10 protein-coding genes are annotated in these 15533 nt (G+C 45.7%); all 10 read right to left on the bottom strand.

Going from position 1 to position 15533, the window contains the following annotated elements; translation table 11 throughout:
• Window positions 1-22 precede the first annotated feature (22 nt).
• Window positions 23-2794, bottom strand: a complete 2772-nt coding sequence (locus tag A8709_RS10640) for a DUF7402 domain-containing protein (RefSeq protein ID WP_141692487.1) — start codon at window positions 2792-2794, stop codon at window positions 23-25.
• Between the two features lie 36 nt (window positions 2795-2830).
• Window positions 2831-3142, bottom strand: a complete 312-nt coding sequence (locus tag A8709_RS10635) for an L-rhamnose mutarotase (RefSeq protein WP_065852321.1) — start codon at window positions 3140-3142, stop codon at window positions 2831-2833.
• A gap of 29 nt (window positions 3143-3171) precedes the next feature.
• Entirely contained in the window at window positions 3172-5637 is a 2466-nt protein-coding gene (locus tag A8709_RS10630; protein ID WP_065852320.1) for a glycoside hydrolase family 38 N-terminal domain-containing protein, read from the bottom strand.
• Between the two features lie 44 nt (window positions 5638-5681).
• Window positions 5682-6512: a carbohydrate ABC transporter permease gene (locus A8709_RS10625; RefSeq protein WP_065852319.1), complete on the bottom strand. Its 831-nt coding sequence runs from the start codon at window positions 6510-6512 to the stop codon at window positions 5682-5684.
• Window positions 6512-7390, bottom strand: coding sequence for a carbohydrate ABC transporter permease (locus tag A8709_RS10620; RefSeq protein ID WP_065852318.1), 879 nt, complete (start codon window positions 7388-7390; stop codon window positions 6512-6514). The genes A8709_RS10625 and A8709_RS10620 overlap by 1 nt, the downstream gene beginning before the upstream one ends.
• Before the next feature lie 80 nt (window positions 7391-7470).
• On the bottom strand, window positions 7471-8799 hold the full coding sequence (locus A8709_RS10615) for an ABC transporter substrate-binding protein (RefSeq protein WP_065852317.1): 1329 nt from the start codon (window positions 8797-8799) through the stop codon (window positions 7471-7473).
• 247 nt (window positions 8800-9046) lie between these two features.
• Window positions 9047-10186 (bottom strand): GntR family transcriptional regulator, encoded by a 1140-nt coding sequence (locus A8709_RS10610; protein WP_065852316.1) that lies wholly within the window; start codon window positions 10184-10186, stop codon window positions 9047-9049.
• A gap of 163 nt (window positions 10187-10349) precedes the next feature.
• The gene (locus A8709_RS10605; RefSeq protein WP_244163154.1) at window positions 10350-12443 is read right to left on the bottom strand and encodes a glycosyl hydrolase 115 family protein; all 2094 of its coding nucleotides are present in this window, start codon (window positions 12441-12443) and stop codon (window positions 10350-10352) included.
• Between the two features lie 73 nt (window positions 12444-12516).
• Window positions 12517-13848 (bottom strand): ABC transporter substrate-binding protein, encoded by a 1332-nt coding sequence (locus A8709_RS10600; RefSeq protein ID WP_065852315.1) that lies wholly within the window; start codon window positions 13846-13848, stop codon window positions 12517-12519.
• Between the two features lie 123 nt (window positions 13849-13971).
• Window positions 13972-15528: a response regulator transcription factor gene (locus A8709_RS10595; RefSeq protein ID WP_065852314.1), complete on the bottom strand. Its 1557-nt coding sequence runs from the start codon at window positions 15526-15528 to the stop codon at window positions 13972-13974.
• Window positions 15529-15533 lie beyond the last annotated feature (5 nt).

Genomic DNA, 15533 nt, shown 5'->3' with positions numbered 1-15533 from the left:
CAACAACTCGCAGGCTTAGTTCCTAATTCATAATCAGTTTCACGTCATCAATAAAAGCTGTATTATCTCCAGTCGTCGTACCGATGAATTTGATCGTATGTGCACCTGTGGTGACCGTAAACGCACTTGTCGTGAAGCTGGCAAACGTACCTGACGTCGGCGTATAACTGCCTACTTTCGTACTATCCACATAGACATCAAAGGATTGCTGACCACCGAAGTTCGTCCGTTTCGCGGCTTGGAATGACAAACTGTAGGACCCTGCTGTGCTGAAATTAACCGACTGCGAGATTTGCCCACCGTACTGGATCAAAGCACATTGCACACCTTCTGGGGCTGTAGCGCCAAAAGCACTTCCACTGTGCTGTATTGCTGTCAAACTGTCGAACGTCCATCCGTTCGTCATTGGCCCATACAGATATGTACTGGTGCTCGGTGATTCAAAACCAGCATTCGCAAGAACGGTGGTGCCATAAGCTTCAATCTCGGACAACCCGACATTCGAGCCTGCACCAGAAGTGACCGTAAATTTCATCCACGTGACCGTTTTATTCGGGAACGTAACTACGAGGGCCCCGCCATTGTTTGGAAGAGCACCGACACTAACCGATGAATTATCGCTAAAGGTAAGTGTCCCCGCCGTAATCGTATCCGTTAAGTTAGGACGATCATATAACTTAACCGTATTCAGCGTTTGCGCGCTGCTCCAATTTAATTGAATCCAAGGTGTTGTTTGCCCATTGGAAGCCCACTCGCCAACATCCGCTTGACCGATAATACCATCGATTGCTTTCGCACCCGCATATGCTGCACTGAATTGCGACGAGACACTAACCGTTGCACTTGGAGCTATATTCCCGCTTCCGCTGCCGCCTGAGCCGGATGTATAAGCAATTGCAGGTGCCCAACTCGTGGAATCGTACGTATTGTCACCGTTATTCCCAACTTCGAATCGTATGATATCCCCAGCAGCAACCGATATGGTATCTAAGTTCGTATCAACTCCGCTTTGATCGTTATAAGCGATCGTTTGATCCGCGCTTGATGGCCAAATACGCGCACCATTCTTCGTAATCCTGGCGACAACTCCATCACCGCCGCCTATATCCGATTTCAATATGTGACCACGGATGCTTATCGTACCTGCACTAGGTGCTGTCCATGCACGTCCTGCATCACAGGATACACAATTGCCTGGATGCATCTCGGATATCGCGACCATCTGATTCGAATGGTTACTTGCATCCTGATACCAGCTTCGGGCTGTCCCATCATAGTAAGGAAGATTCGTCCAGCTGCCACCGTTCGGTTTATACTGATACGTCCACGCGTTAGCAACCTGTGAGTTTGAGAAATCATTCATCGCATGATACAGACCTTTGTTGGCATTCACATTATTGAGATTGCTAATCTGGCTCGTATTATCACCACTTAAGAATGGAAGTGAGCCTTCATTATAAAAATTATTCGTCATACTGCCCGTTGTCACTGCGGTTGAGCCATGTTGGAAGATGGAGCCTGCACCAACTTGCGGTGAACCACTTAGTGAGTGAAGTCCGTTCCCTTCAAATGTATTGCCGGAAGCCACTTCATTGGTTGCATGATCAGCCACACCCATGCCTGAATTAATATTTAAATATTCAATGCCCGGACCCGCATTTCGGCCAATATAGTTACCAATAAACTGAATGTTATTCGTTAAATATTCGTGATCAACCGCTGTTTGATCGTACGAACCCGTGTCCGCCGTATCCGTGATGATATTATTGATCAGCTTAATGTTGGAAGCTCTTCCTAAGAAGATCGCAGCCGTACCTGCCGATGTGTGACATGCTGCCACATTCTGGAGAACAGAGTTCATCACAATAGAGTTGCTCACGCCTGACAAGCGAAGAGAGTCGCTGCAGCCAAGCCCCGCATTTTGATAAGCCGTACCCGCATGCCCGTCATCATCATGAAAGTACAGATTGCTCATCACAAAATTCTGGAAGAGATTGTTTCCGTCGCCTCCATCCGATGAATTATAGCCGTTATAAGAATCCACGGAGAGACTATCCACATTGTGTGTGCCTTCGACATTCGTGATGGATACGTTTCGGACCGCATATTCAGAGCTTGTAAAAGCAAAACCAGAAGTCGTAAATAGAATGCCGGATGACATGAAAATACGATCACTAGCCGCTGTAGGATCATCGGTTGAAGCAGCGTGATTTCCATTCGATGGGTACGCGACCGTCTGCGCCGCCCAAACCCCTCGCATATCATGTACATATATATCGTTAAAGCTGAGACTATCGTGCGCCTTCGTGTTAAAGATCACATAGATGCCTACACCTGCATTTCCAACTTCAATTGAACTGATTTTCCAGTACGAAGGATTGACGATTTTGATACCCTTGTCAAACGTAGCACCGTTGCGGATGATCTTCGGACGGTTACCAGTCCCGTAAGCACCGATTTCCGCATAGCTAACAGAAGTCCCTGAGCCGGCGATGTCCATTTCTTGATTCCAAGTCGCGCCTCGCGCAAGCAGAATTTTATCACCAGCACCGAAAGTCTTCGTATTGATTTGATTAAATGTACACCATGGCGCACTCGTTGAAGTTCCTGGACCAGCATCACTGCAATTCGAACCTGATTGATTATTCACATAATACGTAGTACCACTTGCATAAGCTGGCATGGCTGCCGTAAATGTACCGAGTCCTATCACCATTGAGAGCATACTTGTGAACATAACTTTAGAAAAATATGATAGCTTCTTCAATTGTCCCACCTCTTTGTCATTTCGCATGGCTGATCTCCGCCCGATTTGAATCTCTCTATCCAACTACGATGTAAATTGAAACACCTCCTCGATTCGTTTCGAATCATTGCCATCTTCCCATTTGTGCAAAATGTCCGACATGAAGTCCCCCCACCTATGACTTGCAGGGTGGTTGGATAAGGAGGCGAACACATCGTCCAAATTGTCAGCCTCCATATAAGCGAAAAGCAGCCCTTCATAATAGTAAATACTGTATGATTTGAGGCCAGCTTCCCCGAAAGCAGCTAGCAATTCGGGGTCGACATTTTTATGCCGATCTACATAGGACTCATAGTTAGAAGGTGAAATACGAAGTACAAATGAAGCGCGAGCCATGGTGTGTGCCACCTTTCATTTAGAGGCGATTACGCCTGAAGTCGAATCCCGATGGAGCCTGCATTCACACGATGACACCAAGCCATCGCTTGCCTAGGATCGGCATATTCCGAGTCCCAGCCGATGTGATAATCGAATTCATAAAAGCCGCCAACGGTTGCTTTAAAATTCGTTTCCCAATAATTATTCAGCACCCATGCGTACATCGTTTTCGTTTCATGACGTAATGCAGTGTCCCCTGCCAGAAGACGTTTTTTAAAATCTAACGAGCCGAGCTGGATCAACGGTGTATCTGGAATCGCTATAGTAACGCCATATCCGCCATCCGTAGCAACAGCGCCTTCTTGAATACAGAAGTAATCAGTGTTCGTACCCGGCAGTTGGTCTTTCCAAGCGCGAATCATTGCTCCTGTCTTCTCCAACCACAAATCTTCACTGACTTCACCCTGACTAGCTTGGAATGGCAAGCCAATGTAGACGTTCTCCGGCTGCCAAATACTATCTTTATGCATACGCACTTGCACATCTGCCCTTGGCATTCCGGTATATAACGTGATGAGAACTGAATAATAGCTAATTCCTTGCACCTCATAATCGAATTCATAGGATGCAAACAGTGCCCCATTGGTGACTTCACGGACACCTGTCAGATTTCCAACCGAGCGTTTGACATGCGGACCCTTGCGGTTCCTTCCCATGCTCACACGGGATTCAACCATCTTTTCCTTCGAAGCTACCGGCGAAACCTCATACACAGGTGTAAATGCACCACTGAATGTATCCTCTTGGATCAGATTCATACCCGTCTCTTTGGCAATCCAGCTTGTAATTCCTTTGCCAGCTTCCCAAGCGATCTTCACGCCAGCCGATTCGATCGACGTTCCATCAAACCGAATTTCCGCAGGGTTACGCGTTCCTTCCTGTCCGAAATTCGTGGCAATATCGGATACACCATCCGTCCCACGAAGCTGAACAGATGAGATGGTTTGACCAGTAACGGTAGTCAAAAAGCGAATGAACAGCTTTCTTTCTTCCTTCGGCTTTAGCTTAGCGACGACGCAAATCATCGTCCCACGGGCGATCGTAAGCAACTGATGCGGCAGAACCTCCCCGCTTTCTTCCTCCACGATCTCGAAATCACGAGTAAACAACGACTGTTCCCAGTAATCAAAGTGAAGCTTGAACATATCTTCGATCGCATGATCATACGGATTGATAATCGCGTATCGAAAAGGCAGATCTACCGCAAGCTGAGCTTCCCCCTTCGCCGCAAGCACTTCATCCAACGTATCGTAAATGATTTGGTGCGCGCGTGTGGCGCTCATTTCCTTGCGCGAGCCTAAAGTTTGCACTAACGAGTTCCATGGCTCTTTGACTGAAGAAGAATAGCCCCATGTGTGTTCGGCAAACAGCGTTAATTGATATTCAGCTTCTTTCATCCGCTCGGCATCTGTGTGAATGCCTTTAGGGTCAAGTCTTCGCACTTGCTCCAACTGGCGCTGTGCTTCCCTGAATAACTTCGTCGCAGCCGCCGTAGAGCCAACACCGTCCGACCACCAATCCGGCCAATCTCCCCGGTATACGGGAATCTCTTGCGGTTGTCTCTGGACATGATCAAAAAATTCACCAAGCGTCATCATCTCGAGCTCCACCTGGTCCCCATATCGTTCATTCCATGTCCGAATAAAAGAAACGATATGGCCGCTAGGCGGCGCATTATCCGTGATGAGCCCTGACACCATCATCGGAACAAAATCATAGGGATGACCATCCATCTCCAGCTGAGACAGATATCTAAAAACCCGTGTTTCTGCGATTTCAAGGTGGTTATCCATGATTGCTGAGATCTGGAATTCGTCCTGCAGCATATAGGAATCTAACGCTCTGGGTACGAGTCCGAGATTATTTCCCAGGTGATAAAGGTCCCCGTTCCAGACCAGTAACTTCTTACCGTCTGGCATTTCCCACCAAAATGGGATTTGCTTACGCCCTAACGGGAACATCCCGTGCTGCGGATGCAGGCATGAGAAGAGGTGCTCAACGCCAGTATCAACCAGCGTTTGCGCGTAGCCCCAGCTCATCCCGTTAATATCGGCGATCATCGCCGAACGCATTTGGATACCCAGCTTTGCTGCATAAGCGAAGGATTTCTCTGTATTTTTTTGCAAAACAGGTTGATTGATTAGATCTGTCATGTTCAAATAGTTAGCTGTCAGCTCGATGTCTCCTCGACGAACAGCTGCCTCAAACTTCTCAATCAGAACGCTGTCGGACTTCGCGAGGAACCGCTCGACGGGCCAGAAATTTTCACAAACCCACTTAAAACCTTGCCATTCCGGCTTACTGCCATTCTCTACTAGTTCACAAATCTCGACTGCTTGACGTATAAAATCAATATGATAGCGTTCAATTTTCTCTTGACGCGCTGTATAACCGATATCGGTATGTGAATGGTGTAGGACCGCAATTTTCCACTTCTTGTTGAGTGCTTGCATGATGTCGGAGTTCCCCTTTCTACTGTTGCATGTCGATCTATAAATTACCCTTTCAAGGCTCCACTGGTAACTTGCTTGAAGAACTGTTTTTGTACGAGGAGGAATAAGGCCACTAGTGGAATTGTAGACAGCAGACACAAAGCGAAGACCGGTCCCCATTCCGTCGCATATTGACCTTTAAAGCTGAAAATCAGCGAGACTAGCGTTTGTTTCGTTTCTCCCCGCAAGAAAATAAGCGGATACTGGAAATCGTTCCAGATTGGGAAGATCGTTGTCACAACAACAGTACCTGTAGCCGGCAGGAGTAAAGGAAAGATAATGCGCCAGAACATATTAAATCGGTTGCATCCGTCTATTTTGGCAGCTTCTTCTAGCTCTCGTGGGATCGTCTTCGTAAAACCGACATAAATAAATGTCGCAAATGGGATGTTAATCGCTGTGTACAAAAGAACCAGCATGGTGCGTGTATTGGCAAGACCTAACGTCACACCTAGTTTAAATAATGGCACCATACTCACTTGTACAGGGATGATCATTCCGCTTAGAAACACCATCAGGATGAAGTTGAACAACTTGCCACCTCGGCGGGAAATCGCATAACCTGACATCGAGGAAACAGCGATTAGCAGTAAAATACTTAGGCAGGTGATGTAAAGCGAGTTCCCCAGAGATTGGAAAAAGCTAGCTTTCTCAAGCACTTTAGTAAAATTATCAAAGTAAGTAAAATCAGGGACTGTTAAGAAGTTGAACACATCGTGGTCCGTTTTGAAACTAGTAATAATCAATAAGGCGAATGGAAAGAATACCGCCAATCCACAGAGGATAATAATGATTTCAAGCAGCCAAAGCTTCCATTTTCTCATTTCCGTAACCATTAATATTCCACCTCTCTTTTCCTGGTGAAATATAGTAGAATCGAAGTCAGTGCCACAATAACGACCATGAAAGCAACCGATGCTGCTGTCGCATAGCCCATCTGCCGATCAACGAATGCGAATTTATACACTTTAAGCGCCATGGTTGACGTAGCGTCACCTGGACCGCCATTGGTCATCACGAAAGGAATATCGAAATACCGCATGCCACCTACGAGGAGCAGAAAGTTGATGACACTGAAGGAAGGCATAAGCAGCGGCAATGTAATATGCCATAGTCTGCGCCATGCGGAAGCGCCATCGATTTTGGCTGCCTCGTACAAATCTTCCGGTATGGACTGCAAGCCTGCCAAGTAAATGACGGCACCAAAACCAGCGGTCTGCCACTCATTAATAAGGACAATCGTATTTAAAGCCAACTTCCTGCTTCCAAGCCAGTCGTGGATTAGTCCGTCTATGCCAATCGTATGTAACAGCGTATTAAACACGCCGTCGAACTGTAGGATTAACCCCCAAATGACGGAGATAACCATCAGACTCATCAATTGCGGCAAGTAATACAACGTTCTAAGAAAACCACGGGACTTCAGTGGTAAATTCAGACCTAAGGCTAAAAGCAAGAAAAGCGGATTTCCAATGATCATTGTAATGACGGCAAAATACACATTATTCTTAGCCGATTGCAGAAACGACTCATCTTCAATCAAATAGTGAAAGTTTTTTAGTCCAATGAACTTCGGAGCACTCATGCCGTCCCACTCCGTTAGCGAGTAACCAAGTGTTCGAAACAAGGGATAATACACGAATACGAGAAAGATTAATAAGGCTGGTAAAACAAATAATAAGTATCCTAGCAAATTCTTGTGTGACGACTTCAAATCTCTCACCCCATCCGGAAATGGTTTCCGGCTGCCGATAGTGGGCAGCCGGATTGCTTAACCAGTTTTTATTATGATTTTTAGAAGGAGACAGTGGACTTATCTTTCTCGTATAACTTATCTGCTTGATCCAAGTCTTTCGGATCAAACTTTTTATCAGAAACCGTTTTAATGGTAATATCCTGTAACTTGTTCAGTACAGATGGCGGCAATTTAATTTGGAATTGCGGAGCCGTAGGCAGTGTTGAAAGGGCATTAACAATATCTTTCATAGCTGAGAATTGGTAATCCGCCGTTACACCCTTAATACCTGGTAATGAGTTTTTATCTTTCAAATAGATAGGCAAAATATCTTTATCCATAAGAATGGATACATAATCTTTGGCTTCTTGAATATGTTTGGATTTTGCATTTACGGAGATCGATACGTCTACACCAGAGATTAACGTGGATTTTCCTTTTTCGTCGAACAACGGGAAGAATCCAGTGTCTACTTGAGGCGTCTTTTTGGCTACGTCAGCCAGGAACCATGGTCCGAAAATAACCATTGCCGCCTTACTGTCCGCAAACATTTGCTGCTCTTGGTCATAATTGATTGTTAATGCATTCGTATTCAAGTAACCTTTTTGCGCTAACTGTTCGATTTTACTGAATGCATTATTAACTTCAGGTGAATTCACTTTCGCTTTGCCATCAAATAGATCCTTTTCAAAATTAGGATGAGTGCCATACGTTGAATTTTCGATAATTGGTAACGTCAGAGCCCATGCTGTCCAATTGTCTTTGAACCCGCCCGTAATTGGCGTGACACCACTCGCTTTAATTTTTTCGCAGACGGCTAAGAATTCATCCCATGTTTTAGGTGCTGTAAGCCCTAGATCCGTGAAGATCTTTTTGTTATAAAGCACGCCGAACGTCGCTGTATTCAAGCCGGCGCCATAAAGCTTACCATTATATGTATTCGCATCTTTGAGTGCGTCCAACATTTGCGGCGCATATGGCTGATCGGATAGATCTACGGTATAACCAGCTTTAGCAAGAACCGTAGGTGTCTGGTTAAAGAAGACATCCGAACCTTGACCTGCAGCGAGATCCGTATTCAGGATTTCCGTTAGTTTAGCACCAGGTACAACCTTATAATCTAGTTTCGCGTTCGGATATTTCGCTTTGAACTTTTTCTCTGCTGCTTCTACATATGGCTTAGATTCTGTCTCGGACCAGTAGTAAACACTTAGCGTGAATGGATCGCTCCCCGCTTTAGCTGTTGCTGCCGGTGCTGCAGTGGCAGCAGCCGTTGATGCCGCTGGTGAAGCGCTTCCATTGTCAGCAGTCTTTGAACCGCATGCCGTTAGCATACTGGACAAAATAACAACGGCTGATGCTGCTACGGATATCTTATTGATTTTCATAATTAGAACTCCCTCTCTAGACTAGTGTGCAAGCTAAACTCCCCTTTTTTAGCATCGCGATCATTTAACTCAGGAGTAATGCTCGTTGTCTGATGTATTTAGAATACTATATTAAACTTAATGTGTAAATAGTATTAATAAAATATTCTTTATTAAATTTAAATACTTTATTTATAAAAAAACATTCGTTTATCCGAGGATAAACGAATTGTTAAACAAAACAACCTTATTTGGTATATTTATGAAATTAATCTTTCCGGTATTCACTGGTGCTATCGCGAATGACGAGTTTCGGTACAATTGTATCCATAATCGTCTCACTCTCGTTGTAAGGTTTCCAGCTAAATAGCAGGATTTCCGCCGCGCGGGTGCCAAACAAAAATGTATTATGGTCAATGGTCGTTAGTCCTGGTTCAATATGCTCACCAAACATTTCATTATCATACCCAATCACACTCAGGTCATTTGGTATACTTAACGATCTATCACGTGCTGCATTAATGACGCCAAGTGCTTTGTAGTCCCCCACTGCAAAAATAGCTGTCGGTGGATTGTCCAATAGCATTAAGGCTTCAAACCCTTCGACTCCCATACTTTCATCTTCGAACGCTTTATTGACCACACATACCAATTCCGGATCGAAATCAAGATGATAGAGAGAGTGAGCCAACTTGTACCCTTCAAGACGCATCGAAAACTCATGATTCAAGTGCAGCTGCGACGTCCCCGTCAAAATAATACCGATGCGCGTATGACCTAAGGAGAGCAAATGCTGTGTCGCCAGATACCCGCCGGTCAAATTATCCTCAATCACATAAGGAATTTGGAGATGCGGATAGCTGAACTGCACCGTGACCATTTTGCGGTCTTCTCTCTTCCACCGCTGCAGCGCTTCTACATAGTCCATCCTAGCGGTTGGTACGTCCGTTATCAGAATAAATCCGGCATCTTCCTCGTCGGGAAGCTCGAACTTAGGTCCTAAATCCCATATGCGGAACTCGACTTCATTATCTTCGCAAACGCGCTGAATCCCCAGGAGCAGATTGCGGTAGAAATCAAGCGCAAACATGCGCATTTTAACACCTGGATGAGCAAAATAGATTTTTTTGAGCTGAGTGACGGGTTTCACTGGTGTATTAGGTTCAATGGCTCGACTGGCATTCTTGTCTTTAACAAAAGTACCTTTACTTCGAATCCGATAAATTAAATCTTCATTCACCAATTCGGTTAGTGCTCTTCGAGACGTCATTTCACTTGTGTTGTACAATCGGGCTAAATCAGTTTGATTAGGTATAGGATCGTGAGGTCTGAGCTCGCCGTTAAGTATTTTCTGTTTATATTCCTGGACAATTTGCTGATACAAAAATAACTTCTGTTCTTTTTCCATATCTCCACCTCCTCTTTAGTATACTTTAGTTGCGTTATAGTTTCAAGTATGGATACCAGTAATTCCTAGCATTATCCAATTATTTTCGAGAAGGTTTACCAATAACAAAGAAGCTAAGCAACTACAAGCTGCTTAGCTCCTAAATTCTTCATTCTAGTATGTGCTAGTTATTCTCAAAATAAGTCTGCAATCGACTTGCGAGCTCGTCATCCGACAGCGGATTCCGATGTGTATTCTCGAGATAGATGTATTTCTCGGTCTCTGGCATCAGATATTCCTTGTACCAGTGGAAGAAATCCGGGCTATCGCCTTGCATGCGAAGAAATCGGCGCAACGTATCGACATTATTCACGGTACTTGCAATGTTCGTTAGCCAATCTGCCCGATAGAAATTCGTCCATTTGTCATGTTCAGCCTCACGCATGGCTTGCAAGCCCTTCTTGTAACACCACATCGATTGGGATGCATAGACGAAGGCTTGCGCGTATTCCTCTCGAGCTGCTGCTGCGTAAGCGCGACATACCCATAGCATTCCTTCCGCACCGGATTGGTGAAGAATACCTGGCAATTGCAGATGATCGCTGACCCTATGCTTCTCATCGCCTTCTAGGGTAGCGAGCAAAGCCTCACATGTTGCCAACCATTGCGACCAAGATCTATGCCCTTCTTCACTTCGCTGCTCAAACCACTGTACTTGCTCAGCGAATGTCCCTTCACCTGTGGCCCAAAGTAACCCGCGATCCGCTTCCGCCGTACGTCCTTGCAGCCAATGGCCAATCAATCTTCGCGTAGGATGATGATAGAATTCGTCTCCCGCCAAATCATCGGAATTGGGGCCATACGAAATGGCTGCTTCAGCATAGGTACGGTATAACGCCATTATGTCCGGATTCGCCTCACCATAGTAACAGGATACGAACGCCTCAAGATGAGCCCCCGTCTCTATCGTCCCCGTGTTCCAAAGTTCTCGTATCATATCTAGCATGTAAACGTGTTGGCGGATGTTCCCACAATTCAATAGAAGATAATCCGTACAGCCCGCCTCAAATGAACGCTCAATCTCATCTTTGACAAAAGAAGCGGAAGCCTGAAACGGCGTTAAATGATTGGACGCCTGAAGATCATGAAAGGTTACATGATAATAGATGCCATTCCGGCCTTGGTCTTCACCGGAAGGCAATGCCGGCATACGCATATTGATATTGCCATGTCGGCGAGAAACCATTTTACCATAGCCATTATCTGCCCATATTTTGATCACATCAGGCGGTAAATCAATGTATCCCCCCTTATACAACTCCGCGATTTCCCCATATAGAGCTACACAATACACAGGATTCTGGACCGCTTCACCAATCATGTCATATTGCCGATAAATCACACGAGAAATCATTTCTCCGCGCTTCTCCGGCGTATCATAAGAAGGATCATTTTCCCAAAACGGTTTATCCCCTTGTCCTCGGAAGGATAGTACCCATAGGATCTTCTGATCCTTCTGCTTCTCAATCGCTTTGCGCCATAGCTTCTCAAACAATTCCGGTGCTTCGTTGTAGCTGGCCGATCGCCCCGTGTAAGCGCGCAGGAACATCTCTGCCCCAAGTGGCTCAGCATGATGGTGTGTAATCCACAGCCCCATTTCGGCTGCGAGGTCGAAGTGAATGCCCGTCTTCGGTAAATCCGTGCCAGGAATAACCATATTCCCGCCACAGCGAAGCAACGCTTCGAATACGGGCAGCCAGACCTCGCGCGTAGGCGGGTAGGCTTCTTTCCAACCGATGAGGCACACCTCATCATTGACGAACCAGCCTCTGAATCTAACTTTCGGTACCGGAGAGTCATACGACTTGCACTCCACTACGACAGCATCCCGCTTCGCAATCGACTGATCGGCCCAGAACCAGAACGGTTGAATCCCTAGAACCGTCTCACTCACATGCAGGATCCCGTAAACGAGTCCCAAATCGTCATGAGCCACGATATGGAGTTGGGCATGTTCTCCCTCCTGCGTATAGCGGATAGCAAAGGCCTCCGGATGTGACGCACAGCCGTCACTCTCCACCGCATAGCGAATGATAATGTCTGCCTCGGAAGATGCATGTACGAGTTCAGGCTCTACGCCTAGCACAGTCGCGAAATCTCTCGTCAACATTTGCATAGCATGCTGGACTGACGATACCAAGCGATCCGGCGGGCAGATGACAATTTGACCTTGTAGTCGTAAACTCGATTGGTTGTTATCCTGTGTAAGCAATTTCAATTTCCACACCCCTCAAATTGAAAAATCATGGCGCGTCCTAGGAAGCGACACCGCCATGATTCCATGTTATCTCTTACTTTTTAACCGCTGAATCATATTCTTTCGCCTTTTTCATCATTTCATCATAGGCTTGATCCGCTGTTGCTTTATCGAACATCACTTTTTGTACGATCATTTTGTAATCGTTTTTGAAGTTACCCCAACCTTGTGGTTCAGCAACGAATTTTTGTGCAGCAGGAGCTACTTTGTTAATAAAATCTACGGAAGTTTTGTCTGTTGCGCTGAAGTTAGGCGTCAGCATGCTGACGATTTTCGCATTTCCTGGAATCCCGCGAGTCAACGCCAATGTTTTACCCGCTTCCTGGTCATTAATGAACCAGTCTACGAATTTCTTCGCTTCGTCTTGTTGCTTGGAACCTGCGTTCACACTCCAGAACATACCTGGTTTCAACCAGCCACCGGATTGTGCAGCTTTAGGCAATGTTGTGAAGGCGAAAGCATCTGGCTTAAGACCACTGATCGCCCCAACTTGGTTGGAGAAAATATGACGAGCAAGCGCTGTGCCGTTAACTACGCTATCCATTTTCGGATCAAGCTCTTTGTCCGTAACTGTGATATCTGCTGGTGTTACAATCCCGGCTTTTCTCATTTCACTTTGCTTATTCATATACGTAATCCAAGTATCTTTATCAATCGAAAGCTTGTTATCAGCGAATACAGGTCCTTTACCTTGGCTAAGCTGATACGCTGTGTAGTCTACTAAATCAGAGCTTTGATCGACGAACACATATTTATCTTTGCCAAGCTTCGCTTTCGCTTCTTGACCGAACTTATAGTAGTCATCCCATGACCAATCCCAAGCTGGCGCTTTTAAACCTAGCTTTTCAATTACCGTTTTATCATACGCCATCCCAAGTGCAGCTGTACCCAATGGCATTGCGTATAGTTTCCCACCAACTTTACCTGAATCAATCAACCCTTTATCCATGTCAGCAATGTTGATGCTAGCTAGGTCTGCAACCAAGTTACGAGCTACGTACTCGTTCAAGTAGGCCGCATCCATTTGAATAATGTCCGGTGCATTTTTCGCTGCGAATTGTACGCCCAACTTGTCGTAGTAGCCGTCCCAACCAGAGAATTCGCTTTCAAAAGTAACATTCGGATGCAAAGCCGTATATTGCGTTAGTGCCTTTTGCGTAGCATCATGACGTTCTTGTGCCCCCCACCAAGCAATACGCAATTTAACTGGTGTAGCTGGTTCCGCTTTTGGCGTTGCCGTAGCTGCTGCTGCAGTCGGCCCAGCGGATGCTGATGGAGTAGCCGCAGTCTCCGTTTTGGAACCACAAGCGGATAGTGAAGCCATGACAATAACAGATAGTGCAACGGTCATTAATTGTTTTTTCATTTTATAATTACCCCTCTCGCATATGTCGATCTCACACCCTTATCGTATCTCTGAAAGCGTGTACGGTATAGGAGAGAATCGAACTGATTTCTTTCAGTATTTGAAACAACGGGGTACAAATTCTTACTTTTTTAGCAAATCACTAGGATTAATACCGCAATATTTTTTGAAAAGAGTGCTAAAATATGGCACATTTTGATATCCAACCTGTTCAGCGACTTCATAAATTAACAAATTACCTTCTAACAAGAGTGCCTTTGCTTTCTCGAGTCTGACACGGATGACATAGTTCATAAAGGTTTCCCCGGTCACTTTTTTGAATAGCTGATTCAAATAATTTTTGGAAATAAAGAGCTGCCCCGCAAGCTCATCCATCGTAATATCCTTGGCATAATGCTCATGAATGTAGCCCAGCATGAAATCAACAGCTGCCTTATGCTTCTGACTAATGAGCGGTTGTCTTTTTAACCCGATACTTTTCACCTTAGCTTGTAAAAAGTTCTCCAAATCGACGCGGTTAATAATCGTTTCCGTCGTTGTTACCAGCTCATTCTCATCCGAATGAGCAATCGACATGTCAGCCTGCTGCGCCGCATATTGCAACAGCGTCCACATTTCCGTAGCAAGCACACGGTAAAATAGCTTCGGATCACCTGCTTGCCCAGAGGCTTCCTGCCTATCCATATACCGCTGCATATGCGTCCACAGCTCATCCTCATTGCTCTGCTCCAACGCTTGGGATACCTGTCTAACGAGCTCCAACGCGCCATGCCCCTGTTCAGAAGCATTCAGCGTTTCGAAAGCCTCGTCGGCCGATATTTTCAGCTGTTCCCATTTCGTAACCCGCTGGCCAACCGCAGCTTTCACCGTGAGTCCCAAATAACGCAGCATGCTGCTTGTCAGTGTTTGTAAGAATTGTGTCGTACGTTCAAGCACTTCTGCCATCGCTTCCGTACGTGTAAGATGTAAAACCAAGGCTGAATACGGACCGAATAACCAGACGAATTCTGAATCTGGCCATGCTTCCTGCGTGAGTTCCTTCGTCACATTGGACATAGCGAAGCGAAATAAGTGCCAATCTGCGACAGAAATATCGCTGACCCGATCTGTTTTTACGAGTTCAAGTACGACAACTTGCTGATCCATATCCAGCCAACGACGATCCATACTTGCCAACTTCAGCTCAGGGGCGCTGGCTTGCATCGTACCATTCAATAAGGAAGCCAGCTGTTCGTCGGCCATTTGCTTCTCATAATTTTGCACAAAACTGACCAGCTTCTTCTTCTCCATTTTTTCTAAATAGGAATCTTCTAGCCGCCTGATCGTACGAAATAAAACCTCGCGAATCTGGGCAATCGTAATCGGCTTATTCAAATAATCATCAACATCCAAACGGATCGCTTGTCTCGCGTACTCGAAATCCGTATATCCGCTGTGGATCACAAATCGGCCTTGAAAGCCCTCGCCCCGCAATTTCTCGATCATTTCAATGCCACTGATGCCCGGCATGTATAAATCCGTGATGACAATATCTGGTTCTACCTCGCGAATTAACTCCAGCCCGCTTTCCCCGTCAATCGCTTCCCCAGCGAATTCCGCATCGAGCTCCGCCCATGGAATAATATGCCGTAATCCTCGCAAAACCTGAAAGTCATCATCCACTATCGCTATTTTCCACATGTGCG

The organism is Paenibacillus pectinilyticus (assembly GCF_001700435.1).
GTDB classification, from domain to species: domain Bacteria; phylum Bacillota; class Bacilli; order Paenibacillales; family NBRC-103111; genus Paenibacillus_E; species Paenibacillus_E pectinilyticus.
Note: the sequence above shows the minus strand (reverse complement) of the source record. Positions and strands in the feature narration are given on the sequence as shown.

Coding starts and splice junctions, on each gene's coding strand:
- A8709_RS10600 (WP_065852315.1), bottom strand. CDS start 13,848: ATGAAAAAACAATTAATGACCGTTGCACTATCTGTTATTGTCATGGCT.
- A8709_RS10615 (WP_065852317.1), bottom strand. CDS start 8,799: ATGAAAATCAATAAGATATCCGTAGCAGCATCAGCCGTTGTTATTTTG.
- A8709_RS10630 (WP_065852320.1), bottom strand. CDS start 5,637: ATGCAAGCACTCAACAAGAAGTGGAAAATTGCGGTCCTACACCATTCA.
- A8709_RS10640 (WP_141692487.1), bottom strand. CDS start 2,794: ATGCGAAATGACAAAGAGGTGGGACAATTGAAGAAGCTATCATATTTT.
- A8709_RS10610 (WP_065852316.1), bottom strand. CDS start 10,186: ATGGAAAAAGAACAGAAGTTATTTTTGTATCAGCAAATTGTCCAGGAA.
- A8709_RS10625 (WP_065852319.1), bottom strand. CDS start 6,512: ATGGTTACGGAAATGAGAAAATGGAAGCTTTGGCTGCTTGAAATCATT.
- A8709_RS10595 (WP_065852314.1), bottom strand. CDS start 15,528: ATGTGGAAAATAGCGATAGTGGATGATGACTTTCAGGTTTTGCGAGGA.
- A8709_RS10635 (WP_065852321.1), bottom strand. CDS start 3,142: ATGGCTCGCGCTTCATTTGTACTTCGTATTTCACCTTCTAACTATGAG.